At 36.3% G+C, this 25,958-nt stretch carries 24 protein-coding genes; 12 read left to right on the top strand and 12 right to left on the bottom strand.

Annotation, left to right across the window (positions count from 1 at the left end):
* The 4 genes from DNK85_RS11740 to DNK85_RS01575 form a co-directional block, all read right to left on the bottom strand.
* On the bottom strand, positions 1–387 hold a 387-nt coding region (locus DNK85_RS11740; protein ID WP_208123120.1), incomplete at its 3' end, for a hypothetical protein.
* Positions 388–535: 148 nt separating this feature from the next.
* On the bottom strand, positions 536–1,237 hold the full coding sequence (locus tag DNK85_RS01565) for a LysR substrate-binding domain-containing protein (protein ID WP_119327827.1): 702 nt from the start codon (positions 1,235–1,237) through the stop codon (positions 536–538).
* Positions 1,238–1,310: 73 nt separating this feature from the next.
* On the bottom strand, positions 1,311–1,949 hold the full coding sequence (locus tag DNK85_RS01570) for a phosphatase PAP2 family protein (RefSeq protein WP_162896465.1): 639 nt from the start codon (positions 1,947–1,949) through the stop codon (positions 1,311–1,313).
* Positions 1,950–2,064: 115 nt separating this feature from the next.
* Positions 2,065–2,910: a 2OG-Fe(II) oxygenase family protein gene (locus DNK85_RS01575; RefSeq protein WP_119327829.1), complete on the bottom strand. Its 846-nt coding sequence runs from the start codon at positions 2,908–2,910 to the stop codon at positions 2,065–2,067.
* 271 nt (positions 2,911–3,181) lie between these two features.
* Between DNK85_RS01575 and DNK85_RS01580 the strand changes: the two genes are divergently transcribed.
* Positions 3,182–4,135: a DNA-directed RNA polymerase subunit alpha gene (locus DNK85_RS01580; RefSeq protein ID WP_119327830.1), complete on the top strand. Its 954-nt coding sequence runs from the start codon at positions 3,182–3,184 to the stop codon at positions 4,133–4,135.
* Positions 4,136–4,293: 158 nt separating this feature from the next.
* On the opposite strand, the gene DNK85_RS01585 is transcribed toward DNK85_RS01580, so the two are convergent.
* Both DNK85_RS01585 and DNK85_RS01590 read right to left on the bottom strand, forming a co-directional pair.
* The gene (locus DNK85_RS01585; protein WP_119327831.1) at positions 4,294–5,544 is read right to left on the bottom strand and encodes an MFS transporter; all 1,251 of its coding nucleotides are present in this window, start codon (positions 5,542–5,544) and stop codon (positions 4,294–4,296) included.
* Between the two features lie 87 nt (positions 5,545–5,631).
* A complete protein-coding gene (locus DNK85_RS01590; protein WP_119327832.1) occupies positions 5,632–6,744 on the bottom strand; it encodes a hypothetical protein in 1,113 nt (370 codons plus the stop codon).
* Positions 6,745–7,137: 393 nt separating this feature from the next.
* Here DNK85_RS01590 and DNK85_RS01595 point away from each other — a divergent pair, with 393 nt between their 5' ends.
* The gene (locus tag DNK85_RS01595; RefSeq protein WP_119327833.1) at positions 7,138–8,196 is read left to right on the top strand and encodes a hypothetical protein; all 1,059 of its coding nucleotides are present in this window, start codon (positions 7,138–7,140) and stop codon (positions 8,194–8,196) included.
* 19 nt (positions 8,197–8,215) lie between these two features.
* Entirely contained in the window at positions 8,216–8,923 is a 708-nt protein-coding gene (gene purC / locus DNK85_RS01600; RefSeq protein WP_119327834.1) for a phosphoribosylaminoimidazolesuccinocarboxamide synthase, read from the top strand.
* A gap of 17 nt (positions 8,924–8,940) precedes the next feature.
* Here purC and DNK85_RS01605 read toward each other — a convergent pair whose 3' ends face one another.
* Together DNK85_RS01605 and DNK85_RS01610 are read right to left on the bottom strand one after the other, a co-directional pair.
* Positions 8,941–9,276, bottom strand: a complete 336-nt coding sequence (locus DNK85_RS01605; protein WP_162896466.1) for a DUF2845 domain-containing protein — start codon at positions 9,274–9,276, stop codon at positions 8,941–8,943.
* 52 nt (positions 9,277–9,328) lie between these two features.
* A complete protein-coding gene (locus tag DNK85_RS01610; RefSeq protein WP_119327836.1) occupies positions 9,329–10,474 on the bottom strand; it encodes a ribonuclease D in 1,146 nt (381 codons plus the stop codon).
* Positions 10,475–10,719: 245 nt separating this feature from the next.
* On the opposite strand from DNK85_RS01610, the gene DNK85_RS12360 reads away from it, so the two are divergent.
* The 3 genes from DNK85_RS12360 to uvrC are packed head-to-tail and all read left to right on the top strand — an operon-like array spanning position 10,720 to position 13,240.
* On the top strand, positions 10,720–11,043 hold the full coding sequence (locus tag DNK85_RS12360; protein WP_268876819.1) for a response regulator: 324 nt from the start codon (positions 10,720–10,722) through the stop codon (positions 11,041–11,043).
* A complete protein-coding gene (locus DNK85_RS12365; protein ID WP_268876820.1) occupies positions 11,027–11,374 on the top strand; it encodes a LuxR C-terminal-related transcriptional regulator in 348 nt (115 codons plus the stop codon). Before DNK85_RS12360 ends, DNK85_RS12365 begins: the two co-directional genes overlap by 17 nt.
* Positions 11,375–11,398: 24 nt before the next feature.
* Positions 11,399–13,240: an excinuclease ABC subunit UvrC gene (uvrC, locus tag DNK85_RS01620; protein ID WP_119327837.1), complete on the top strand. Its 1,842-nt coding sequence runs from the start codon at positions 11,399–11,401 to the stop codon at positions 13,238–13,240.
* Here uvrC and recG read toward each other — a convergent pair whose 3' ends face one another.
* Both recG and DNK85_RS01630 read right to left on the bottom strand, forming a co-directional pair.
* Positions 13,241–15,295, bottom strand: coding sequence for an ATP-dependent DNA helicase RecG (recG, locus tag DNK85_RS01625; RefSeq protein WP_119327838.1), 2,055 nt, complete (start codon positions 15,293–15,295; stop codon positions 13,241–13,243).
* Positions 15,296–15,299: 4 nt separating this feature from the next.
* A complete protein-coding gene (locus DNK85_RS01630) occupies positions 15,300–16,592 on the bottom strand; it encodes an AsmA family protein (RefSeq protein ID WP_119327839.1) in 1,293 nt (430 codons plus the stop codon).
* A gap of 159 nt (positions 16,593–16,751) precedes the next feature.
* Between DNK85_RS01630 and lptM the strand changes: the two genes are divergently transcribed.
* Both lptM and DNK85_RS01640 read left to right on the top strand, forming a co-directional pair.
* The gene (gene lptM, locus DNK85_RS01635; RefSeq protein ID WP_119327840.1) at positions 16,752–17,126 is read left to right on the top strand and encodes an LPS translocon maturation chaperone LptM; all 375 of its coding nucleotides are present in this window, start codon (positions 16,752–16,754) and stop codon (positions 17,124–17,126) included.
* Between the two features lie 16 nt (positions 17,127–17,142).
* Entirely contained in the window at positions 17,143–18,282 is a 1,140-nt protein-coding gene (locus DNK85_RS01640; protein ID WP_119327841.1) for a DUF481 domain-containing protein, read from the top strand.
* A 127-nt stretch (positions 18,283–18,409) separates the two neighbouring features.
* Here the strand turns inward: DNK85_RS01640 and DNK85_RS01645 are convergent, their stop codons facing one another.
* A complete protein-coding gene (locus DNK85_RS01645; RefSeq protein WP_119327842.1) occupies positions 18,410–19,009 on the bottom strand; it encodes an LPS-assembly lipoprotein LptE in 600 nt (199 codons plus the stop codon).
* A 6-nt stretch (positions 19,010–19,015) separates the two neighbouring features.
* Entirely contained in the window at positions 19,016–21,445 is a 2,430-nt protein-coding gene (gene leuS / locus DNK85_RS01650) for a leucine--tRNA ligase (protein WP_119327843.1), read from the bottom strand.
* A gap of 275 nt (positions 21,446–21,720) precedes the next feature.
* Here leuS and DNK85_RS01655 point away from each other — a divergent pair, with 275 nt between their 5' ends.
* From DNK85_RS01655 to DNK85_RS01670, 4 genes are all read left to right on the top strand, one after another.
* A complete protein-coding gene (locus DNK85_RS01655; protein WP_119327844.1) occupies positions 21,721–22,464 on the top strand; it encodes a DUF2147 domain-containing protein in 744 nt (247 codons plus the stop codon).
* Positions 22,465–22,515: 51 nt separating this feature from the next.
* Positions 22,516–23,136: a penicillin-binding protein activator LpoB gene (gene lpoB, locus DNK85_RS01660; protein ID WP_328587283.1), complete on the top strand. Its 621-nt coding sequence runs from the start codon at positions 22,516–22,518 to the stop codon at positions 23,134–23,136.
* A gap of 133 nt (positions 23,137–23,269) precedes the next feature.
* On the top strand, positions 23,270–24,658 hold the full coding sequence (locus DNK85_RS01665) for a COG3014 family protein (protein WP_119327845.1): 1,389 nt from the start codon (positions 23,270–23,272) through the stop codon (positions 24,656–24,658).
* A gap of 19 nt (positions 24,659–24,677) precedes the next feature.
* The gene (locus tag DNK85_RS01670) at positions 24,678–25,952 is read left to right on the top strand and encodes an MFS transporter (protein WP_119327846.1); all 1,275 of its coding nucleotides are present in this window, start codon (positions 24,678–24,680) and stop codon (positions 25,950–25,952) included.
* Positions 25,953–25,958: the final 6 nt, after the last annotated feature.

Genomic DNA, 25,958 nt, shown 5'->3' on the forward strand with positions numbered 1-25,958 from the left:
TTTTCTTCGTGTACAGAGAAGTGAGCTTATTAAGTTAAGAAATGAATACTTTCTATATGTTAGGTTAATAAAGGTAAAGGCTGCTAGAAAGTCAATTGTTATGCCAAAGCGAGCAGATGATTCTATAGTAGATGCATAACTAAAAATCCACATCAATGAAACATGTGCAGACATCATAAATAATTCTTTTCCTCTACTCATAAAAGCAATACGAAAGTTTTCAATAAGTTGACCTCTACACATTTCAAAGAAATTAAAAAATACAATTGCTATGGTACAATTAAAAAACAGTACAAAAAAGGCGTTATAATTTTGTCCTAGTTTATAAACTAATATTTGTGATACAACAAAGCTAGCAATATAAAGGTAAACATATAAAATTCCCATGCGATGACTCCCCCTCTCACCTTTGAATATCACAAAATATTTTTGATGTAGCGATCGTACATCATCATCTAAAAATTGTAAAACTGAATTTTAGAAATGCTCTTTTTTGCTTCTGATTATAGTAACTAAAATAATGAGACAGATGCTACTATGGGGTAGATATACCCTCTACCGAGCGGTTACAGTTCTTTTGCAAACCTTTTACTAAAAAATCACTTAATAACCTTATATTTGAGGCTCTACTTACAGGCTTATAATAAATATAAAAATTTAAAGGTGGGGTAACAATATCAAGTTCTATTTCAATCAGTTCACCTACATTCAATTCATTTTGAACTAGATCTTTACTAACCCAAATAATTCCTAAGCCATCTATAGCTGGCTTAACTAAATTGTCTGTAGAATCCGTTATGTAACGAGGATTAATTCGAATTTTCTCATTTTCACTAAACTCCCAGCTTAAATCTGTAGAGTCTTTTATATTGAGTAAGCATGCATGATTAATTAGATCACTGATTTTTTTTGGACATCCATATTTTGTTATATATGATGGTGATGCAAATAAACTTTTAGAAGAGGAGAAAACAGGGAGTTTAATAATATTTTTATGCACTAAATTAATATTGCTAATAGCAATATCTGCTTCTCCACTAAAAATTCTATAAGGCGAGTTACTGCCACAAAGAGTTAATTGAATTTTAGGATACTTTATTAAAAACTCAGTAGTTATTTGATTTACCCATTTTTTATTAATACTTGTAGGTGAAACTAAAGTTAATTTACCAGATGGTTCTATATTAAAGCTATCTATAGCTTCCCGAGCGAATTTAAGTTCCTCAATGATTTTAATAGCATGATTATTTAATAGTCATGTGTGTTAAAAGTACATTTTAAATGCAATTTCACTGAATGGGTAATGCAACTTATTTTTTCATTATTACATATTGTGCCACTAGTGCCTTTGCCCATAGGTAACTAAAGGTGCCAATATAAACACCTCCTAAAACATCACTTAGATAATGTTGTGTGCTTAAGACTCGACTAATAGTAATAACAAGTGCGATGATAATACATAACACAGTGAACTTTTTGTTTGCCACTAAATGGGCTAAACCTAATAAGCCTGCAAATCCAAGAGTGGCATGTCCTGATGGGAAACTGTTGAATAGGCGTTTGTGCGACAACCAGTGAAATCCATATAAACCATCTTGTAAGAACAGCTCAGGACGATAGCGTGCAAGAGTCACTTTGATCACTGTCGCTACAGCAATCGAGATAAATAAACTTACTGTCCATACGAGTAAGTGAGGATTCAATTTAGTGCGTATTTTTTGCCAAATACAGATAAGCACAAGAATAATAAAAAGAACAAACCAATGATCCGGATCAAAAATAAATGACAGAAGATTGGAAAGTTTAATAAGAATATTATGCTGAAGTTGCTCACTAATTAATATGACTAATAAACGATCAATGTAAATATAACTCAGTGCACAAATAATAAAAGTAATAATACCATAGAGCAATGTGTTTTTGATGAGTTTTTGGAAGTTGCCGGTCATAATGAGTCTGTTCCTTTTTAAGATGGCAAAAGCGTAGCTTTTTTTAGCAGATAAATAAAGCATTGTTTAGTAATCTAGCTAACAAGCAAAAAGTATTTTAAGTTTAGGTGGGATATTATTTAACCCCAAGCTCAATCAAGCGCTCATCCAAAAATGCGTCAGCAGTTGGGTATTTATCAGATAAATATACATCAGCTTTTGCATGCATAAAACACGGTATTGACATGCGATCAACACCCTGTGCTTCACCTTCAGGTTTCACCACACGATGTTTAGTGGCAATGTATTCAAAGTTGGTCATCTCTTGTAGCATATCGCCAATATTGATGATAATGGATTGAGGCTTGCAGGGTACTTCATACCATTTATCTTCTTTGTGTGCGTAAACCTCCAAGCCCGGTGAGGAAGCAACTGGTAAAAGTGTGATTAAATTAATATCCTCATGTGCTGCAGCACGAATTGCACCTGGTTCTTCATCACCTTTGATGGCAGGGTAATGTAACACACGAAATAATGTACGATCAAATGATAAAGCTTCTACTAGTGGCATGTGGAGTTTTTGGGAGGTCTTTGGATCCATATGATCATCAATCCATTGCAGTAAGGTCTTGCCAAGCTCAAACAGTTTCTCAAACAGTTCGCGTGCTTTGTTAGAGACTTCTTTAGGATAACGCCCATTAGGAAAATACAAATGAAAATAATGTTTAAGATCACGTGTAGTTTCACCCTTGGCAGTTTCTGAGATGTCCATTGGAAAGTAACCATCTTGAGTTGTTTTATCATAATAATAATTGTGGGCAGCTTTTGAATTAATAAATTCACGCCATTCACTATACACATCTTCAATGAGTTGCCAGTTGATAGGATGTGTTTCTAATACGCCAAATCCTGTTTGTTTCAAAGAGTCGGTAAAGCGCTTTGCCGCGTTTTTGGCATAGTAATCAACACTTAAAATTTTCATTAAAAACACCTACTTTATTGGTTTAATATGACGCTGGCATGCTAAATAGCAAAGGCATACCTGTCAAGAGGGGACGTGATTATACCTGATGTGCTTCGATAACTTTTCATCAAATGTCAATTTCTTTTAGGTTTTTTAGAAAAAATTTGATAGAATGCTGCAAAATTTCGACATCTGTATTTATCAAATCTTGCTATTTGACGCTTGGCCTTGTCAAGTAATTAAATAGCATTGAGATGTAAGATATATAAACAAAAGGGTATATAAAACGATGGCATTAGAACATTTGTTGCATCCGACAACAGTGAATAACCTTGAGAAAAATGATAAAGAAGCAAAGATTATTTTGGAACCTTTAGAGCGTGGTTTTGGCTATACGCTTGGATTTTCATTAAAACAAATTTTAGCCAATGCTTTATCAGGTGCTGCGTTAACGCGTGTTAAGTTTAACGATGGTGATGATTTGTCTGTTAAGTTGCCAACGACTGAAACAGTAGAAGAGATTTTGCTTAATTTACAAGCCATTGAGTTTAAACTGTCTCCTGAACACAAGACAGCTGAGATTGCAATTAAGCTTTCAGGTAAGGCAAAAGAAATCTATGCGGCAGATTTAACGGTTTCTGAAGGTCTAGAGATTTTAAATCCTGATGTTTATATCTGTCACTATGAAGGTAAAGAGAAGCTCTCAATCGATGGTCACATTGATCTAGGCGTCGGTTATATTGCTGCCGAGCAAAACTTTGCTGATGGCTGGTTTATGCTAGATGCGTCTTATTCGCCAATCGTGAGCTGCAGCTATAATGTTGAGAATGCGCGTGTTGCACAAAAAACTGACTTGGATAAATTAATCCTTGAAATCAAAACAGATGGTAGTTTAACACCATCTGAAGCGCTAAGCTTGGCAGCACAAAAAATTCAAACGCAAATGTCAAATATTGTTGATGAAGATGAGTTGGCAGAACGTTTGTATGTTGAAGAAGAGCCGCAAATTGATCCGTTCTTACTAAAAACAGTTGAAGAATTAGATTTAACGGTACGTTCAGCAAATTGTTTAAAGTCAGAGAATATTCGTTACATCGGCGAGTTAGTGCAGCGTACTGAATCTGAGCTTATGAAAACACCAAACTTTGGTCGCAAATCTCTGAATGAAATCAAAGAAAAATTATCTTCTTATGGTTACTCACTGGGGACAATCGTGGATGATTGGCCAAAGGAGTTAATCTAAAATACCTTGATAAAAAATTATGGCTACTTTGCCCACTTTTACCGTTTAAGTGTTGGCGCCTAAGCTGAAGACATTTGTTGTCTTTATACCTCTTCCCTTTGACTTTGCTAAGTACAGTATTTTTTTTGCTATGATTTTTATGATTATTGTATTAACGATCACATAGATGTATTGCAAACGTTTGCTGACTTTGCAGGAATAAAACTCAGGATTACTGCAATAATCAATCCAATTAAGATAGGCAATAAGGCAGTTTGAAATCCGCCTAAGGTGTTGGCATTACATTGATAAGCCGATTGATACCAACTTAAAATCCAACCGATTAATGGCTGCAATATTGGTCCGCCCAGACCAATAATAATCATATTGGTAAATCCCATTGCCATACCTTGGGCATCGGGATGAGATAGCTTTTCAATAGAGGGGAATGGCAGAATATACGCACCGGAGCCAAAACCAAGTAGGAAAAGTAAAATATTGCCAAGATAAAAAGGTATCGCGATATATAACAGGATGATAAAGCTAATCAGTGTAATAAGGCTAAATAGTTGCATCACATAACTACAGCGAATTTTGTTAGCAAGCCAACCACTGCCAGCAGCGCCAACAGCAGCACCTATAAAGATAAGTGCCGTGGCATGGGCAGCGTGATTGCCTTGATCTGGATAAAGCACTTGAATAAAACCAATACTCCAAAGAGAAGCAAAGGCGCTAATAATGGTGAAAATTAATCCGCCAAATAAGCTATAACGCCACACATCAGTATCCTTTAGTAATACTATAAAATGCTTTAGCGTATGTGTTTGACAATTTGTTTGTTTGTCAATCTCACAGCACTCATGCGCATTACCTTTAACAAAAATTAAAATCAAAGCAGCAAGTGCTAAGCCGATCACTGCACATATAATCATTGCTGCACGCCAACCATAGTCGTTGACTGCATGCTCAAGAAAATAATCTCCTGCAGCTCCTCCAAGCATGCCCATCATTTCAAGCAATCCAGCAACAATGGTGAATCTCTTGGGAAACCAGCGTGCTGCAAGATACATGGCACAAGCAACACCTGGTGCACTGGCAATACCCATGATAATACGAGAGGTATTTGCGGTAGCAAAATCTTCAGAAAAAGCAAAACCCAGTGTGCTTAAACTTAAGATAAGTGCACCAATAAATAAGGTCTTTTTAGGTCCAAATTTATCGATAATAAAGCCAGATGGGATTTGCAAAAGGATGTAAGGGTAGAAAAATGCAGAAGATAAAAAGCCAATTTCAGTCAAGTTAATGCATAAATCACGCATTAACGTTGGCACCATTAAGCTGGTTGATCCTTGTAGTAGAAATTGATAGAGCACAAAAAAGCCGCCAAGAAAGCAAATCCAAGCGGCAAGTATATTTCGTCGTCTGATCATGAGTTTATCACTAGCGCATTTTTAATGTGCCTTTTATACTGAAAAAACAGCGAAATGTCGAAGGGTGTTTGTGGTTTTTTTATGTTATTACATCAGTTGCTTATTGATCATTTCCGCTAGATGGTAGGTGATAACATAATATGCTTGTTCATCACTAATATGAAATTGAGGATCTTGCATGTTGTTATTAATGCTTTGTGCAAGCATTGTTGATAAGGTAAACATTACATTGGCAAACATATTATCCTTAGCGTTTTTAATGTTATTGTAATCTGCCGCGATCGGTTGACCTTCCATTGTTGTGGTTAAAAGAAACTTTAATGCATTTGTAGTGTCATTAAAGCCAGATTTCTGTAATGCACTATGTACCATATTTTTTATTTGATTAGGTATTAATGGAATTGAAATATCTTCGCCTAGAAATTTAAACGTATAAGTAAGGTTCAAAAAGCCATCAATTGCTGCCGATATATCGTTGGCTGCTTCAGACAACTGTTGAACCTTGGCATTGGTTTGTACGTTTTGCAAAGCAGAAACAACCATATCTTGATTGATAGCATAGATTGTTTCAATAGCCATGCCACGGGCTTGATAATAGCTATTAAATGCATTAGTTGGAATGCTGTAAGCTAACGCATTGAATTTAACATATGTATTTTGCGCTTTTACAAGGTCACTATTGTTCTGTGTCATATTTATTGCATGAACTGCCATATAGTTTAGTAAATAATTAAACTCATAAGCATTTTGTGATGTGGCGTCATATGCATTAAGAAATGCCACGCGAGCATTCCATAGTTGTTGCAAGTTAGTACTTGCATTGGTCAATGACTTATCCATTTGATCAATTTTTGGAAAACTACTTATAGTATCAGATAAATCATGTAAAAATGCATCATAGTACTTTATTGTTGCTTGGAACTCTGGCGCATGATAGAACGCATTGTATTGCTTTGAAGCTAATGAAACAAAGTTAGCAGCATGTACAGTAGCTGCAATATATTTATTATGTTTAGCGCTTTTGATAGTCAACTCTAATTGCTCAATATTAGTTGGTTGTGGTTTGCCATCTTTTGGAAAGCTAATATTATTTACTTTTTCAACAGCCTCTGTGACATCCCTTTTTTCGACACCAACTGAGGCAAAAGCTGTAGTTGATAACATAAGACTACTCGCAATTATTAAACTTAATTTTTTCATTTTCTTCTCCGTGTATGTTTGTGTTGCATGAGGGAATTTACTGTTTTTTGATCAATGATGGAAATTAACATTGCTGATAGGAATATTAGTTTTTTAAATAACTGAAACTTTTACACTAAAATTCTGTGCGTATTTCATCTTTGCATGTGTATCTTACTTGTGAATCATTTATTGAAAGTTCAATGTAGTTGTTGGATTGCAGATAATAGCTGTCCTTGATAGAGTCTTTGGGTGCCGATTTGCTAAAACAATGAAATGATTCATCGTTTCTTAAGCATCCGTTATTAGCAATATCAAAGAACTTAAAAGAACGAGAAATTCAATGGCAGAAACACTATAAAATGGTTTGCGAGCGGTATATAATGCCGTTACCTTTTTTCAAGTAAAGTAGTCATGAAATTTAATAAAATCACTGCATGTACACTTGCAATTTTAAGTATCAGTACGTTGGCGGGTTGTTCGTCAACGAGTCATTTTTTCCGTAATCGTGATTTTGATTACGCACGCCAACCTGTTGAGCAAAATAAACCACTAGAAGTGCCAAAATCTGTTTCAACAGACCCTAATATTCATCCGGCATTGGTTATTCCTAAAGGGCAAACAAGCTTTACTAAAGATGAGTTGTCTCAAGCGCAAAATGCGATGTTGCCACCTAACTTTGTGTCGAATTATGATGTTAGTGCCGTTGAGCAAAAACAGCTTTATATCGTCTCAACGAAACTAAATTATGACAAAGACAATCAAGCTAAACTTGTTGTTTATGAGCCTTATGCGGTAACGTGGCTGATTGTTGAATCTGCGTTAAAAGACAAGTTGCCTAACATAACGCTTGAAAAGACAGATCAAGATAATAGTCGTTTTGTCGTTAAAGACAAAGCTTCTGGTGAGTCTTATTACATCTTTGTTGCACATGTTAAAAATGAATTCAGACGTGCTGAGTTGTCTTTGTTTAACATGGATGAAAAGCCTGCTGTTACCAAAGCGGCAAGTAGCATTGTTGAGCAAATCCAAAAATCGATAGAAGGACAAAAAGTTACTGAAGAAACATTGGTTAATGCTCAATTTGGCTTTATTAATAGCGAAAATGGTTTGAAGTTCCAGCTTTATACTAAGGATAAAGTTGTATCTATTGTGTTTGTCGGTAATACAGGTGTAATTCGTAAAACCCTGGAACGTGCATTAAAAGACGCAGGCTATAAATATGTTGCATATGATGCAAAAGAGCAAACGATTCTGTTTGAGGATGGCAAGAATCGGAGTTATTTGTTGTACTTGTATCCATACACACAAAATGGTTCGATCTTTAGTGATATGAGTAATTGGCGTAATTTCTTTAGAGAAGAGCAAAAACAATTAAGGGTTTCACTTTTTGATATCAAACAGGTACTGATTCCAGTGGATAAAGCAAAGCCAATTTTGGCTGCAATTGCATCACATATTCCACTTAAATAACAGATAAAAGGCAATAAAAATGGTTAAAGAGTTGATATACCAGGGTAAGGCTAAGTCAGTCTATCATAGTGAAGATGCCGATAAAGTCATTATTGAGTATCGTGATGATGCCACAGCATTTAATGGTGTTAAAAAGGAGGCTCTGGCCGATAAAGGGCGTGTTAATAACTTATTTAATGCCTATATTATGCAAAAACTTGAACAAGAAGGTGTGAAAACGCATTTTGTTAAAGTTTTAAGTGATAATGAAAGCCTAATGAAACGACTTGAAATGATCCCTGTTGAATGTGTAGTGCGTAATTACGCTGCGGGTGGAATTTGTAAGCGCTTGGGTCTTGAAAAAGGCATGAAGTTCAATAAGCCCGTGTTTGAATTCTTTTTAAAAGATGACGCTCTTGGGGACCCAATGATTAATACATCACATATTTTAAGCTTTAATTGGGCAACGGCATCAGAAATTCACTTTATGCGTGAAGCGACTTTTAAGGTGAATGATATTTTATCTGGAGTTTTTGCTAAAGCAGGCTTGTTGCTAGTTGATTATAAGCTTGAATTTGGACGCTTTAAAGGTGAGATACTACTAGGGGACGAGTTTAGTCCTGATGGATGTAGATTATGGGATAAAGAAACAAAAGAGGTATTTGATAAGGATCGTTTTCGCCAAGATTTAGGCGATGTGATCGGACATTATAAAACCGTCGCTAGACGTATAGGATTGAGTTTATAATATTATCAGGATATTATTTAATCATCAAACTTCTCATTTTCAAATTCATAAGAAATTTCCTTTAACTGATCATTGATAAACTTGAATTTAGTTTTACTTACAATCAAGCTATCTTTCGGATCCACCTGTTTATACGTTAGCGTTGTGCTATTGGACTTTCTATAGTTGCGTGTATAACTAGGTTCGCCACAGCTTTTGGCTATTTCAGCTTGGCTTTGACCTAAGGTAAGAGCCGTGCCATTACAGGTTAGCTGAATATTGGACACAGATGCTTTATTACCTGCTGCATAGCTATTAGTGCTAAGTAATAACAAACTCGCTGGAATAAGTAATACAAATAATGATTTTTTCATTGGTATTCTCCTTAGTTGATAAACAATGCGAGGCATTCTTAAGCGTAGAATATCATTCTGATTCGTCAAGCTTTTTATAAGGAAGTTCTAAGATTAAACATTGGGCATGTGCATAATCAAGTATCATTTGACCGAAAATTTGTAAGCGCCAGCCAGTATTGAGCTTGTTGCTGCCCATATGTTTAGGGTTGATTAGTTTTTGATAGAGAAAATGTTTAAGTTCTTGCTTTGATGATACCAATGCTACTGGTAACCGCATTTTGTTAGCCATTTCGGATAGGTGTTCAAAACATAATCGTAATAGCTCTTGATTGATCTTAATACGTGTACATTCAATAAAGCTAGTATCATACTTAACATCTGTTGATTGTAATATTTGGATGACTTGAGATCCAAAGCGTTGTGTTTTTTTGTGTGAAAGGATGTTTTTATCACTGATAGACTGTACATCTACTGGATTTGATTTGACAAGGTTTAGAAGCTCTTGATCTGAAAGTATATAACGTGTCACCCAGTTTTTGCTTTGCGCATACTTTTCACGCCAGATTGCCAGTTGGATTAAATGTGTACGTGCAGAAGCGTTCAAGCGTGCCAAATGATATTTAAATTTTAAAGGCGCATCGACAGTGTGATTAAAATGAACCTTTTGGATAAAATGCATTTCTTCTTCAAAGGCTCTTAACCATGCTGTTTTCTTAAGTTGATCTGTTAGGAGTTTTTGGCATTGAATCAGTGAGATAACATCAGACTTTGCATAGGCTATTTGTGCATTTGACAATGGACGTTGACGCCAGTCAGACATTTTTTCATCTTTGTTTAAGTCATCAAATCCTAAATAATTTAACGTGTTACTAAGCGACAATTGATGATCGTGACCTAAAAATGCCATGGCAACTTGCGTATCAAATATGCTATTAAATGTGCAGTGTAAATAGTGTTTGAGAATCTTGATGTCATTTTCTGCAGCATGCATGATTTTGAGCGTGTATTTATTAGCAAAAAGTGGATTTAATAGCTGTAAGTTAATATCAGCAGATAAAGCATCAATCAGATAGATGTGATTAGATGTTGCTATTTGGATAAGACATAACTCAGGGTAATATGTGTTGCGCCAATAGAATTCAGTGTCTAGTGCAATCATTGATTCTGCCATGAGTAGCTGCACAATGGTCTGTAAATCATTATTATTTGTAATCATTGATAGTGACTGTCATCTCACAAATGCTTCATCTTACAAATAAAAGTGAGAAATACAAGTAAAATAGCTCATATCTTTACAGCAATATTGGGAATTTTACGCTATACTATGGTCAAAATCTCACAAGCAAGTATGCGTATTAATCAATTTTGGCTTTGAGTGTTTGACCTAAACAGTCTAAGCTAATCTGCAAATAGGGTGAGCATATTTCCTTATGAGGTAGCCTAAAACATGGGAGCAAGGTAATGATAAGAGTGCTTTTGGTTGATGATCATGATTTGGTAAGGCTTGGTATCAAGAGGCTATTAAGTGACGTGAACAATATTGAAATTGTTGGTGAAGCAGCAAGTGGTGAAGAGGCGATTACGCTAACCTCTAAACTGTTACCAGATCTAATTTTGATGGATGTTAAAATGCCTGGCATGGGTGGGTTGGAAGCGACAAAGCGTATTGCTAAAACTTACCCGCAGATCAAAATTTTGATTGTGACAGTTTACGGCGAGGAACCTTACTTATCCAACACGTGTGTTGCAAGCAGGTGCTTCTGGTTATATGACCAAAGGAGTTAGTATTGATGAGATGATTCAAGCGATTAAAACGGTTTATGCTGGAAGGCGCTATCTGTCACCTGAAGTTGCACAACAGCTTGCATTAAAACATTTAAGTCATGATGATGAGTCGCCATTTGATGTGCTGTCAGAGCGTGAAATGCAAGTATTAATCATGATTACCAGTGGTCAAAAAGTCAATGAAGTAGCGGATCAGTTGTGCTTAAGTCCAAAGACTGTCAATAGTTATCGCTATCGTTTGTTTGAAAAATTAGGCATTGACAGTGATGTTGAATTAACACATATGGCAATTAGACATAAACTGATTGATCTTGAAAGTAACAAAGAATAACGTTTTTAAATTCATTTTACCTATATGTTTGATGCAGATAATGCTGAAAATGCCAAGCGCGCGTTTGATCTGGATTCTTTTTTAAAGCATTTAACAACACATCCAGGCGTTTATCGTATGTATGATAAAGCACATACGATTTTATATATTGGCAAAGCTAAAAATCTCTATAAACGTGTCAATAGTTACTTTAAAAAGGGTGCTAAAGATATCAAAACACAGACTTTAGTTGAACAAGTAATGTTTATTGATGTCACGGTGACACCAAGTGATTATGATGCTTTTTTATTAGAAAGTGCGCTCATTAAAAAGCATAAACCTAAGTATAATATTTTATTTAAAGACGATAAGAGTTATCCTTATTTGTATTTAAGTGATCATGTCTTTCCAAGGCTATCAGGCTTTCGAGGTAAACCACGTAAGGCAGGGCAGTTTTTTGGACCTTTTGTATCTTTATCATCAATGAAGGAAACTTTGATCTTACTGCAAAAACTTTTTCCAATTAGACAATGTGAAGATAGTTATTTTAATCATCGTTCACGTCCTTGTCTGCAATATCAAATTAAGCGTTGTAGTGCGCCTTGTGTCAATAAAATAAGTGCCAAAAATTATAAAATACAAGTTGATCTTTTGGCCAAATTTATGCGTGGCAAGCTCACCTCTGTGTTGGAGGAAGTCTCACAAAAAATGCAAGATGCAGCCAATGAGGAAAATTTTGAACTTGCTGCACAGTTGCGCGATCAATTAGCATTACTAACTAAACTGCAACAGCAGCAATTCTTAGATAAGCTCAATAATAAGCGTTTGCATGTACTGGGTATTTTACAAGAGGCGGATAAGGTCTGTATTACCTTGGTCAGTATTGAAGAGGGTAAAGTTACAGATGATAAGCATTGGTTTGTGACGCAAGATGGTAGTACATTAACAGATATTTTAGAGGCTTTTTTATCACATTATTATTTAGCAGAGCCACGTACAATTTGGCCTGAAGAAGTCATTTTACCGAAGGAAGTTCATGTGTCAGCATCTTTACTGGTAAGTATTGCACAAAAGGCTGAACGACAGATTAAATGGATTACAGAAGCTATTGCTGATAATGCTAAGTGGCAAAAACTTGCCTTAATCAATGCGCGCCAAAAATTACAAATGAACTTGCAATCCAAACAGCAATTTGTTCAGCGTTTTGAGGCTTTGGCAAAGTGGCTTGGTATGTCAGCGATTAAACGTATCGAATGTTTTGATATCAGTCACCACCAAGGTGAGGCTACTGTTGCTTCATGTGTTGTATTTGATCAAAGTGGTGTGTTAAAGTCTGCACATCGCCGTTACAATATTGAAGGTATTACACCAGGCGATGATTATGCTGCAATTAAACAAGTGGTTACACGACGAGTTGAATCAGGGATTGAAGCTAACAATCTACCAGATGTTATGATTATTGATGGTGGTAAAGGACAGATTAAAAAAGCTGAAGAAGTATTATTACAATACGAGCAGCAAAACAATATTAAGCTATTGAGTCTTGGCAAAGGTATTGAGCGGATCAGTGGTAAAGAAGATATTTTTCAAGGGTTTGATGATAAGGTGTATCATTTACCAGAACATGATTTAGCCTTTTTATTATTAAGGCAGATTCGTGATGCTGCACATGACTTTGCCATCAAAGCGCAGCGAAAAAAGCTTGCAAAAAAACAAACAGAATCTGTACTTGAGTCAATTGAAGGGATAGGTAGCAAACGCCGGCAAGCACTATTGCGTCACTTTGGTGGCTGGCAAGAGTTATCACGTGCCTCAGTTGATGAAATTGCTAAGGTTAAAGGCGTCAGCCGAAAGCTTGCTGATCATATATGGCATGCGTTTCGTTAATTACGCTTTGATATACTCATCTGCTTTAACTAACCAGCGTTGTATGATTGAGTCAACTATTTGAGGGTAATGACTTATAAGGTCATCGGCGATAGAGGTAACTGCATCAAATAGATTTTGATGTTGGCTTAAGTCGGCTACTTTAAATTGAATATCACCGGTTTGATTTTTACCAAAGATATCTCCGGGACCTCTTAGTTTAAGATCTTCTTCAGCAATGATGAAACCATCTTGGGTTTGACGCATAAGCTCTAAACGCTTCTTAGCCGTAAGTGATAAAGGTGATTGGTAAAGTAAAATACAGTTGCTTTCTTTGTGTCCACGTCCGACTCGTCCACGCAATTGATGAAGTTGTGATAAACCCAAACGCTCTGCATTATCGATAATCATAATATTTGCATTAGGGACATCAACACCAACTTCAATTACGGTTGTTGCAACCAATACATCCAACTCATGTGCTTTAAACTGCTGCATAATAAATGTTTTTTCTTGAGCCTTCATCTTGCCGTGGATAAGACCGATGCGTGCGTTAGGTAGCATTTTTTTGATTGTTTCAAAGAGTGATTCAGCATCCTGCAATGTTACTAAAACTTCGGATGATTCAATTAGTGGACATACCCAATAGGCTTGACCATTAGCGCTTATATGCGCCTCAAGTTTGTTGATTAAGATTTGTTTTTTATGTTGATTTAACACGCTAGTGGTAATGGGTTTGCGATTAGGTGGCAACTGATCAATGATCGATAGATCAAGATCACCATAAACAGTCATTGCCAATGTTCGTGGGATTGGAGTGGCAGTCATCACAATTTGATGTGGTTGCCAGTTGTTGTTCGTTGATTTATCAATTAATGCCAGACGTTGTTCAACACCAAAACGATGTTGTTCATCAATAATCACCAGGCCAAGTTTGGGGTAATTAATGCTTTGTTGAAAAACCGCATGTGTGCCAACGATCACGCAGTTGTGTTGTTTATCTATTGTTTCAAGTGCTTTTTTGCGTTCTTTTGCAGTAAGTTTTTGGGCGATAAATACAACAGGGATATCAAATGCTTCAAGCAAATTGCTTAGATTATGGTAATGTTGTTCGGCCAAAATCTCCGTTGGTGCCATCATCACAGATTGTAAATTATTAGCAGCAGCTTGAATCAAGCAAGCGCTGGCGACAACGGTTTTACCTGAGCCTACATCACCTTGTACAAGGCGAGAGCATGGTTTTGGTTTTATAAGATCAGCAAAAATCTCAGCAATAACGCGCTCTTGAGCTTGAGTTGGTGCAAAAGGTAGCATATTAATAAATTTATCAAGCAATGATTGATTGATCTTGATCTTTGCAAACGATGTTGTCTGATTCGTTAAGCGCGCCTTTTTAGCATTAAGATTATGTGCTAGCATTTCTTCAACGGCTAAACGATAACGCGATTGATTCACACGCCTGATAGACTGTTCAAACACATTGTTTTGTGGGAAATGAATATCTATTAATGCCTTATTGATATTCATAAAACCATGATGTTGTAGGATTTGTTTAGGAAGTAGCTCTTTAAAAGCGATAGATGGCTTAATTTGGCTAATGAGTTTATGAATAACTGCAGAGCTGATGCCTTCAATCATTGGATAAATTGCAGTAATCTCACCGCTTAATGCTTTATTCTGATCATGGATAATTTGCCACTCAGGATGGATAATTTCAATGCCTTGGTGAGTATGATTAATTTCACCAAAGCAGCGAATAACTTTACCTTTTTGTAGCAGCTTTATTTGGTTAGGATAAAATTTAAATAAGTGCATTTTACACATGCCACTATCATCAGAGAAATAGCAGTTTAGATGCTTCTTGCCAAAGTTATTGATATTCACTTGGCGAATGACACCAGCGATTTGTTGTTTTGTTCCTGAGATGGTATGCCCAATTGGTGTGATAGTACGTCTATCTTGATAATCTTTAGGCAAATGAAGTAACAAATCCCATGGTGTGTAAATGTTTGCTTTATTAAGTTTTGCTAGCGTTGATTTACCAATGCCTTTTAAGCTTGCGAGATCTTCGATCATGTATTTACCTAAAGAATGAACCTAGTTTATTATTCAAGGCATTCGTTAGCGCTTTTTCAATAATAGGTTGTAAGTTTCTTTGTAATTGCGCTTGATTAATCGCCGCTGTAAATTGCTTATTCTGATATCTTAAATGATATGGAATAATCAAACTTGGTGTGCCTTTAATATGAAGCAAAAGTGGGTAGTCTAATGCATGTGTACTTAAGTTGATTTGTCCATATCCAGTGATCATAAACTCGGGTGCTTGCCAGCTGATAGCGGTTGTTTGCAATTGATTATTATTGATACTGCTTTGAATGCTAAGCTGTTTTAATTGGGTGCTTTTATTTGGGTTGGCAATAAGTTTGTCTTTGGCCATAAGGGGTAATAGTTGTGATTTTAATGTTTGAAAGGCGCTACCAATACCATTGCCGTTGTCAACAGCGCTTAATAAATTGTGTGTAGAGGAAGCAATAGCATTTAGATCAATGCCTATCAGATTAGCGCTTTGTGCATTAATATTAATTTCAACTTTGGGTGATGCAATATTTTGTGAAAAAGAAAAATTAAATACAAATGCATTTAGATCCAATTTAAAACCGTCAAGATTAATCACTTGTGCTAATGCAAGACTTGGTGCTGTGAATTTCCCGTTAAAGGAAAGGTTTGGCTTAAGTATGATTTGGCTAATATTGCCGATTAAGAGCTGATCATTGATTTTCAGGCGAATATTATCAACCTTATTGATCATGCTGTTATTATTTAGGTAAACAGTTGGTAGTTTAAGGCAAATTGGTAAGTTATTTAAAGTGGTTTGTACACTTAAGTCTGTAATTTCAGTACTATTAGGGTGTGGGGTTAAAGTAAGTTGAATACTTAATTGTTTGGCATCATTGGTTAGGTCAGTGTTAATATTATAGCGCTGATGCTTTTCAATGATGTCAAGCAGTGGTATTTTAAATTGTTGATGCGCGGCACGAATTTCACCGTTTCGTAATGATAAAGACTCAAATGGATTGCTAGGCTGAATAAAAAAGTCCAGAGGATTAATCTTAATCGTTGCATCTTGCCAATGGCTATTAAAAGTACCATTTTGCGCATTAATAGTTACCTCTTTAGCGTTAAACTGCATTGATTTTAACGAAAAGTCTACTGATCCATTAAGCATGATATGGATATTGGGGTCATTATTTATTTTACTGTTGATCCAAGACTTATAATCATTAGGATTAAAAATAAATACCAGCCAAATAAATATTAATACAGCCGCAAGTGCGATAATGCCAACAATACTGAGTAATAATTTTTTAATCACACATATTCCTTCGTAAAGATGCCAAATTTATACTCATCACAAAGTGATTTACGATGGGTATGACGCAGAAAAACCATAATACTATTTGGCTTCGTGCGCAATGTTTCTTATTATGTTGGGAATTATTTTAACGAATATTCACATAGCGCCAAGCAGATTATGACAAAAAGATCTATAAAATTATTTACATTGCTTACTCCTGTTGCCTTGTTATTAGGGTGTGGGCAAATGGGGCCTTTGTATTTACCAAAGGAAGATACTGCTACCGTCGTAAAGTCAGTTGAGCCTACTAACGAAGCAAAGACAAACTCTGAAACAGTTAAGACAGAGAGCAATAACAATAACGCTAAGACAGTCAATAAAGCAGTTGATGTAACGGGAAACACTGATAAAGATAGAGTAAGTGGTCAAAGCAAAGTGACAGTATCATCGGCTAATGATCAGACAACAGCTGATGATACTCAAGCTGAGCAAGATATGCAAAGTATACAAAATAAACAAAATCAAGATAGTCAAAAAAATCAAAGTGAATAAACAATTGGAGTGAACAATGACAAAAAAGCTGACTGCTATAGCTGTATTGATAGGAATGGTTAATGTAACAGCAGTTTATGCAATGAGCCCTGATGGCGCAAAAGCAATGGCGCAAAAATATCGTGCTTTAGCGCAAAGCTACGAAGATTTAGCCGAGCATTATCAAGCAATTGCTGATGCTGGTAGTGCTAAAGCGCATCCACAGGTTGTATCACAAAACGCAAAAGCAGCTATTGCTCCACAAAAAGTTGATAATATGGCAACAACTTCTAAAGCACCAGCCACTAGTGAAGCAGTGCTTAGCCCTTGGAGTGACTCAATCCAAGATCAGAAAAAGCAAGCAGAGCAGTCATCAGAAGTATCAAGTGCAAGTGAAAATACAAAGCCAACATTACAAGCACAGTCTACGGCAGCACTTAATAGTTTAAATTTGCCAGAGAGCATTGCTAATGATAATGCAGTATCGCAGAAGAAGCCTAATATAGCTGTAGCAAACCCATGGAAAGGTACAAGTTTTGGTTTGGGTGGCAGTATTGTAACGGGTAACTCAGCTGCAACTAATTATAATGGCAACGCTAATATTAGTTACAATCCGATTATTCCATGGAAAAACACATTGGTAATGAGCTATTTGTATAATCGTGATGATATGCCAGATGGTAAAGGTGTTAAAACCAATAAATTCCAGGCAACAGGGACAACTTCATGGAACTTTGATAAAAATAATGGTATTTATGGGCGGATTAATTACTTGAATGATCAGCTTGATACCTACACATATATTTTATCAGAGTCTATAGGTTATCAGCGTCAGCTGTATAGCAACGACACGATGAGCCTTACGTCATCGATCGGTCCGAGTTTAACACAACAAAAAGTCAAGGATACTGGTGAATTTTCTAATGCACTTGGTGCGCAAGGTGGGCTTGATTATGTTTGGAATTTCACTGACAGCTCTAGCTTTAAGCAAAGCATTCTAGTCAACTGGACAGCAGATGATGCGACCACTTATCAAACCAATAGCACCTTATCAACTGAAATTTACAAGAATCTTATTTTACAACTTGGTTTCCAAATTAATGGTAGCAGTTGGGCAAGCTCGAATAAAAAGCGTGTCAACACCGTAACATCAACAACGATTGCATATTCATTTTAGTCATATATCCATCACAAAGCATTTGACGTCGTGCTCTGGGTGAAGTTGAAGGAGAATATAGAAGATACAAATAGCTTTGTGACTAACACTCAGTCAAAGCATGTCCATCGTAGACTTTTTGAAGTGCTTACTTTTTAGCAACTTGTATTGTGTTATTGGTCGAAGATAAGTGTTCTTCAGGTTTTTCACTCGAAGAAGCATTATACTTCTCTAAAGTGATACTCTGCATTTGCACAATAATATTACTGGCAACCTGAGATTGCAGATTGTTGTATATTTGCTGTTGCTGTGTGTTGTTGCTTAACTGTTGTGTTGCATTCGTTGTATAAGTTTGTTGTGCAGAGTTGTTTTGATCTTTCAAGATAATTTTATTTTTGTTATTCAAAATATCATAAGTAACCGCGTAGCTCATAATATAGTCATTAGAGGATGCGCCACCAGTGATGCCAACTAAGCGGCTACTTTGAGCAGCAGACTTAATATGAATAATAATATTGGCATCTTTGGCAGATGGGACTACTTCAGCGCCAGTGGATGTAATCACAGAGTTTAAAGCATTGATAAAGCTAAAATCACTACCATTGTAGTTGATATACACTTTTTGCATAAACTTAGGCATACCTTCATTCCAACCACGTAAATGAAAGCCGCAGCCATAAAGAAGGCTTACAAAAAGTGCAATAAGTAGTAACTTGAAATTGAAATTTCTAAGACGTAAGTAATGCATAACTAATTAAGCTCCAATTACCAAATTCATAAGTTTTTTAGGCACATAAATTGCCTTTTTAATCTTTTTACCTTCAAGAAACTTACTAACCACCTCATCGGCCATGACCATTGATTCGATTTCTTTGGCATTGAGTTCGCTTGCAACATCTATCTTGGCACGTAATTTACCATTGACTTGTACTACCAAGGTAAAACGGTCACTGACTAATGCTTGTTTATCTATTTGTGGAAATCCTGCTGTTAAAATATCATCACCAAAGTCAAGATCTGACCACAAGGCTTGTGTAATATGTGGGGTGAAAGGTGCTAACAAACGCAACAAAATACTAACACCTTCGGTAATGACACCACTGTTTGAAGCATTTTGCAAGCTGTTGAAGATCTTCATGCAGGCTGAAACGACGGTATTAAACTGCATTTTATCAAAGTCAAACAGTGCTTGTTTTAACACGCTGTAGACTTCAAAGCGTATTTTTTTATCATCATTGCTTAGAGTTTCAATGCTTAATATAGCTTGCGGGTTAATATTGCCATGATTGCTGTGAATATAGTTCCATATTTTCTTTAAGAATCTATGTGCACCTTCAACGCCGGAGTCAGACCATTCTAGTGATTGCTCAGGAGGGGCGGCAAACATACTAAATAAACGTACGGTATCCGCACCATATTGTTCAATCAAAGCTTGAGGGTCAACCGTATTGCCTTTAGATTTTGACATTTTAGCACCATTTTTTAACACCATACCTTGAGTTAGCAGGTTGGTAAATGGTTCGCTACTGGTAATAAGTCCTGCGTCACGCAGGAGTTTATGAAAAAAGCGTGCATATAGCAAATGCATAATTGCGTGTTCAATGCCACCAATATACTGATCCACAGGTAGCCAGTAGTTTGCTTCATCATCAAGCATTTTATCAGTAGTGGGGCAGGTATAACGTGCGTAATACCATGAGGATTCCATAAAAGTGTCGAAGGTATCTGTCTCACGAGTTGCTTTACTACCACACTGTGGACAGGTCGTTTTATAAAAGGCAGGTATGGTTTTAAGTGGAGAAGTTGCCCCTGTTAAGGTAACATCTTTGGGTAATTTAACGGGAAGATTTTCTTTTTTTTCAGCAACGATACCACAATGATCACAATGAATCATAGGAATAGGGCATCCCCAGTAACGTTGACGTGAAACTCCCCAGTCGCGAATTCTAAAATTAGTGGTAATTTCACCTTTATTATTGGTGATTAAATACTCTGCAATTTTGGTGAAAGCTGCATCAAAATTAAGTCCATTAAATTGATCTGAATTAATTAAAATACCTTTTTCAGTAATTGCACCCTTGCTAAGATCAGTATTTCCTTGTGTCGTTTCAATGACTTGTTTTAAAGGAATATTATATTTATGTGCAAATTCCCAGTCACGTTCGTCATGTGCGGGCACTGACATAACAGCTCCTGTGCCATAACTCATTAATACAAAGTTGGCAATCCAGATTTCAACTTGGTCACCAGTGATAGGATGTGTCGCATAAAAAGGCGTTTTAATACCAAGCTTTTCTTGCGTGGCAAGGTCTGCTTCCATTGTTGAAGTTTGTTGACATCTCTTAATAAAGTTAGCAATTTCCGTGTGATCTTGAGCAGCTTGTAATGCCAATGGATGTTCTGCCGCGATTGCTAAATAAGTAACGCCCATCAAGGTATCAGGACGTGTGGTAAACACATCTAATTTTGTGTCGTTTACATCAAATGTTACGGTAATTCCTTCAGATTTACCTATCCAATTGGTTTGCATGATTTTAACTGCATCGGGCCAACCACTTAGTTTATGCAAATCCTGTAAGAGTTCATCTGCATAATCGGTAATTTTAATAAACCATTGTGGTATCTCTTTTTTTTCAACAAGGGCACCTGAGCGCCAACCTCGCCCATCAACAACCTGTTCATTGGCAAGGACGGTTTGATCTACCGGATCCCAGTTTACCAAAGCATTTTTGCGATAGACTAAACCTTTATTATAAAGTTCGATAAAAAACCACTGCTCCCATTTGTAATAACTATCATCACACGTTGCAAGCTCACGATCCCAGTCATAGCCAAAACCAAGAGATTGCAACTGCTTTTTCATATAAGCAATATTACTATAAGTCCAATCAGCCGGGGCTTTTTGGTGTTTGATTGCTGCATTTTCAGCAGGCAAGCCGAAGGCATCCCAACCCATGGGCTGCAAAACATTTTTACCAAGCATACGTTGATAACGACTCACAACATCACCTAATGTATAATTGCGTACATGCCCCATGTGTAATGTACCACTTGGGTATGGCAACATGGATAGGCTATAAAACTTTTCTTTATTGACATCTTTAACGGCTTTAAAAGATTGATTATCTTGCCAAAAAGATTGAACTTGTTTTTCTAATTGTGTGAAGTCATAAGTTTGTTGCATTGTAGTATCCGATTTCTAAGTTTTAAGCAGCAGATATATAGCCATCACAAACTATTAAGCATCGCAAAATGATTTATGATGGGTATAAGTATTTACTAAATTGCCAAGTATGTTAGCGAAATTTTGAAGAAACGACTAGTGGCAATAGTGTTTATCTTGCGTTGTTGTCGTTTATGCTTTAACTTTTATGGCGCAATATTAATAACAGCGGATGAAACAATACGTAGCTATGAGCACGTCAAAGTCCTCTTTTAATAAAAAATTAAGGAAATGAGATGAAAGGAAAATATATAGCATTATTAGCTTCTATGTTAACCATTGGGAGTGTGGCATTGTCACAGGCTGCTATGGATAATGTGTCAGTGAAGTCATATAATGATCAAACAATTGCCGCAGCACATCAAAAGGAAAATCTCTACTCTCCTGTAGGCTATTGGCTGCAATATACTGATGATGGTAAGCAAGTACAGTCAATTTTGCAGGTGTATAAAGGCAAAAATGGCAAACTTGAAGGTAGGATTATTGTGCCTTTTGTTAATGTTGTTGATGATAAAAAACAAGTGCCTGATGTGTCTTGTAAGAAATGTGGTAAAGGAGATGAAAACGGCTATCAGTTCGACTATTCAGGTTACCCAAATAATCAAGTGCAGGGCTTGAAAGTGATGTGGAGCTTTAGTAAAGATGGTAAAAAGGATGGCTCTGAAGGACCATTATATAAAGATGGATCAATCTTGGATCCAGCTAATGGCAAAATTTATAGCTGTAAGATGCAGACACAAGAAAATGGCAAGAAATTATATGTACGTGGTTATGTTGGATTTTCATTATTTGGTCGCACGCAATATTGGTATCGCATTAACGAAAAAGATGCGTTGCAATGTGCTAAAGTGTGTGGTGTAACCAAAGATGGGCACTATACTTATGCTGATAAAGCGGGGAAAGTTACCAATGAAAAATTGTGGCAGCAGTGCTCAACAATCACCTTAAAGGCGAATGGATTATGTGATTTTAGCGCTTGATATATAAGCTAAATAGTCAAAAAATAAAACTATGGAGTCAATACAATGAATATGAAAAAAACGATGAAGATAAAGCCAGTTTATCTGTTACCAGCCCTGTTATCAGTTGGGTTGCTTGCAGGTTGCGCTAGTTCAGGAAATGTGAGTTATGTTGACCCGCAAGGGGTAGATACAACATCCATCAATTTCAACTCAACAGACTTACAAACCACAACGCAAAAAATGGTTGGCGGCATGTTGGCTTCTCAGGATGTTGCAGATATTACAGCAGGTGGCAAGAAACCAGTTGTATTTTTTAGCACAATTAGAAATGAAACAGCAGAGCACATTAATACAGGTATGCTAGCAAACACGGTTTCGACAGAGATTATCAATAGTGGCAAGTTCAGATTTACCGATATGGCTCAAGTTAAGCAAATGAAAAAGCAGATGGAGTATCAGTCTCAGTCGGGCATGGTTGATCAGGCAACAGCAACAAAGATGGGGCAACAAATCGGTGCGCGCTATATGATTTATGGCAGCATTGCTGATATGCAATCGATAAATAGTAATCAGCAATCATTATTCTATTTGATTACGTTAAAGATGATTGATCTAAAAACAGGGATTATCATTTGGCAAGATCAAAAACAAATTCGTAAAGTACAAAAACGTAGTTCTTTTGGTTGGTAGCTCCAACAATAACAGTTAATTAAGGCTGTGGTTGCCACAGTAAAAGTAAATCACTCTAAGAATATCTCAAGACGATATTAACTGTTAAGGGCGGTGAGCTTTATCCTATAAAGTAGTGATTTGGATTAAAAGAATGGGTGAAATATTTAAAAAAAGCACACGAAGTTTATGGTGTGCTAGCACATTAATGCTTTCAGGGTGCGCGACTTTTTCTGCTTCATATCCCAATAAGATGAAGCAGGTTAAAGCGGATGTTGCAAGTGGGAGTATATCTCAAGCACAAAAAGCATTTGTCGATGCGTTTGGTGATAAGCCAACAAAAGATAATTTATATTTACTAGAGCGGGCGCGTTTAGCACAATTAAATGGTAATGTAGCCGAGTCCAAAAAAGATTATCAAGCAGTTATTCAAACCGTTGTAACCAGTAAGATGGCAGCGAAGGTCCAAGTATCTAAAGTGCTTGAAAATATGGGTGCGGTTCTAACCAATGATCGTGAGTTGCCATTTTCAACATCCGATTATGCCATGACATTTTTATATCCATATCAGGCGTTAAATTACTTATCTGAGAATAACTTAAGTGGTGCGTTAGTTGCTATTCGTCAATTAAGTAACGCCCAATACTGGACATATCAGCAAAAATTAATGGCAGGTGACTTGCAAAATAAGTATCAAAAAGAGATGAGTAAAGCAGGTGTCGATCAAGATAATTTAGGGCTTAATAAATCAACTGAAATTAATCAGATGTTTAGTGCGGTGAAAGATGCCAGTAACGCCTATGAAAATGGCTTTGGTTATTATTTGTCAAGTATTTTATATCAAGCGTTTGATGATAATTACAATAATGCTTTTGTTTCAATCAAAGATGCTAAAAGACTTTTGCCTGATAATCCTTATATTTTACGTACTTATGCAGAGATTGAACGTGGCTTTAATGGAGGTAATGCTTATGAGATTGGTAAAGGGCGTTTGGTTGTGTTCTACGAGCAAGGTTTTGTGACACCACGAGAAGCATTTAAGCTACCATTATTTTTAGGTAAGCTTGGTTTACAAGAGATTGCGGTGGCTTATTATCCATCAAAATACACTTTGTTGCCACCAAAGGATTTATATATTACTCAAGATAAGGAAATTATTGATAAAGGGCAGACTGCGCTGTTGGTAAACACCACACAAATGGCAATGAAATCATTAACTGAAGAATATCCTGCAATTATTACCCGTGAAGTGATTCGCTTGATCGTAAAGTCACTAGCGACTTATGAGGCAAGTAACCAAGCTGGTGGCTGGGGGTTGTTAGCAGGTTCAATTTATAGTTTTATAACTGCACAAGCAGATGAACGTAGTTGGCTGTTGTTACCTAATAATATCCAGCTATTTGAACAGCAATACCAACAAGGTAAATATGCTGTTGATATTGGGTTAAAAACCACAAACGTTGAGATTAAGCCAAATAAAACAACATTACTATGGATTGTAAATATGGGTAATTTCACGAAAGTATATCATTTTATTCTTTAAAAGTTCAGAAGGAGGAAAAGTGCATTCTGATCATTCTAATGCAGTAAATAACACGTTCAAAAAGCTAACCGCACTTGGACTTTTTATTTGGAGTATTTGTGCGTTTTTTTATGGTTTTGAATATTTTGTACGTTCATCAACAAATGCTTTGGCATTGTCGCTACGTGAAGATTATGGTTTTAATTCATCGACGATTGCCATTTTAGGCTCAGCCTTTTATTTGTCTTATGTAATCTCACAGATTCCAGCAGGTTTATTGGTAGATCGATTTGGCGTTAAACGCATTATGGTTTGTAGTACTTTTTTATTTACCGTGGCAATGCTTATGTTCTCATTAAGTCATAATTCCATTGTGATGATCTTAGCTCGTGTAATCGCTGGATTTGCCGGCGGGTTTGCTTTTATTTGTGCATTAAAAGCAATTTCATTGTGGTTGCCAGATCGATTGTTTTCAATGTTTGTTGGGCTGACTCAATTTTGCTGTTATGCCGGTGGGGCAATGTCAGCTTTACCACTTGTAATGTTGTTAGGGCATTATCGTATTTCAAGTATTTTTCTTATTGTAACAACAATTAGTTTAATTCTATTTTTAGCAAGCTTGTTATTTATGCGAAAACATCCAACAATGGATAAACAGCAGCACTTTGTGCATCAGGCAAGTTTATGGTTGCAATTAGTATCGATGTTAAAAATGCTTAAAAATAAGCAATTGTTATATAACGGACTGTATTGCTTTACGATTTACGGTACAACGGTTATTTTTGCTGATTTATGGGGAATTAGCTACTTAAGTAGTGTTCATCACATTACTGAAGCACAAGCTGCATTTGCATGCAGTTTGATTTTTATTTCGGTTGCTATTTCAAGTCCAGTTTGGGGGACGTTGGCGACAATTATCAATAAGGACAAGATTTTTTTGGTATGGGCGCCAATTATTGGTTTTGTTGTTGTACTATTACTGATTTATGTTGATTTAAATGTATACCTTATTTATCTACTATGCTTTTTATTTGGTACAGTGCAAAGTGGACATGTGCTTAATTTTTCGATGATTAAAGGGCATGTGAGTGATAAGCAATTGGGTGTTGGTATTGCTTTTATTAACTTATTCATACCATTAAGTGGTGCATTATTGCAGCCATTATCTGGTTTCTTGTTGCAGCTTTTGAGAGGGTCGCACGGGCTTCATCAAGCCTATCAATATATGATGATTTTAATCCCTGTTTTAATGTTACTATCTTTTGTGATTGCACTCTTTTTCAAAGAGGTTAGAGCAAAAGATATTACTTTATGATTGCGT

Origin of the sequence: Cysteiniphilum halobium, from assembly GCF_003574425.1 — a bacterium.
Classification (GTDB): domain Bacteria; phylum Pseudomonadota; class Gammaproteobacteria; order Francisellales; family Francisellaceae; genus Caedibacter; species Caedibacter halobius.

What these genes read in the sequence shown, in the direction of transcription:
- DNK85_RS01570 (WP_162896465.1), bottom strand. Translation starts at nt 1,949, where the DNA reads ATGACCGGCAACTTCCAAAAACTCATCAAAAACACATTGCTCTATGGT.
- DNK85_RS01575 (WP_119327829.1), bottom strand. Translation starts at nt 2,910, where the DNA reads ATGAAAATTTTAAGTGTTGATTACTATGCCAAAAACGCGGCAAAGCGC.
- DNK85_RS01580 (WP_119327830.1), top strand. Translation starts at nt 3,182, where the DNA reads ATGGCATTAGAACATTTGTTGCATCCGACAACAGTGAATAACCTTGAG.
- DNK85_RS01585 (WP_119327831.1), bottom strand. Translation starts at nt 5,544, where the DNA reads ATGATCAGACGACGAAATATACTTGCCGCTTGGATTTGCTTTCTTGGC.
- DNK85_RS01590 (WP_119327832.1), bottom strand. Translation starts at nt 6,744, where the DNA reads ATGAAAAAATTAAGTTTAATAATTGCGAGTAGTCTTATGTTATCAACT.
- DNK85_RS01595 (WP_119327833.1), top strand. Translation starts at nt 7,138, where the DNA reads ATGAAATTTAATAAAATCACTGCATGTACACTTGCAATTTTAAGTATC.
- purC (WP_119327834.1), top strand. Translation starts at nt 8,216, where the DNA reads ATGGTTAAAGAGTTGATATACCAGGGTAAGGCTAAGTCAGTCTATCAT.
- DNK85_RS01605 (WP_162896466.1), bottom strand. Translation starts at nt 9,276, where the DNA reads ATGAAAAAATCATTATTTGTATTACTTATTCCAGCGAGTTTGTTATTA.
- DNK85_RS01610 (WP_119327836.1), bottom strand. Translation starts at nt 10,474, where the DNA reads ATGATTACAAATAATAATGATTTACAGACCATTGTGCAGCTACTCATG.
- DNK85_RS12360 (WP_268876819.1), top strand. Translation starts at nt 10,720, where the DNA reads ATGATAAGAGTGCTTTTGGTTGATGATCATGATTTGGTAAGGCTTGGT.
- DNK85_RS12365 (WP_268876820.1), top strand. Translation starts at nt 11,027, where the DNA reads ATGACCAAAGGAGTTAGTATTGATGAGATGATTCAAGCGATTAAAACG.
- uvrC (WP_119327837.1), top strand. Translation starts at nt 11,399, where the DNA reads ATGTTTGATGCAGATAATGCTGAAAATGCCAAGCGCGCGTTTGATCTG.
- recG (WP_119327838.1), bottom strand. Translation starts at nt 15,295, where the DNA reads ATGATCGAAGATCTCGCAAGCTTAAAAGGCATTGGTAAATCAACGCTA.
- lptM (WP_119327840.1), top strand. Translation starts at nt 16,752, where the DNA reads ATGACAAAAAGATCTATAAAATTATTTACATTGCTTACTCCTGTTGCC.
- DNK85_RS01640 (WP_119327841.1), top strand. Translation starts at nt 17,143, where the DNA reads ATGACAAAAAAGCTGACTGCTATAGCTGTATTGATAGGAATGGTTAAT.
- DNK85_RS01645 (WP_119327842.1), bottom strand. Translation starts at nt 19,009, where the DNA reads ATGCATTACTTACGTCTTAGAAATTTCAATTTCAAGTTACTACTTATT.
- leuS (WP_119327843.1), bottom strand. Translation starts at nt 21,445, where the DNA reads ATGCAACAAACTTATGACTTCACACAATTAGAAAAACAAGTTCAATCT.
- DNK85_RS01655 (WP_119327844.1), top strand. Translation starts at nt 21,721, where the DNA reads ATGAAAGGAAAATATATAGCATTATTAGCTTCTATGTTAACCATTGGG.
- lpoB (WP_328587283.1), top strand. Translation starts at nt 22,516, where the DNA reads ATGAAAAAAACGATGAAGATAAAGCCAGTTTATCTGTTACCAGCCCTG.
- DNK85_RS01665 (WP_119327845.1), top strand. Translation starts at nt 23,270, where the DNA reads ATGGGTGAAATATTTAAAAAAAGCACACGAAGTTTATGGTGTGCTAGC.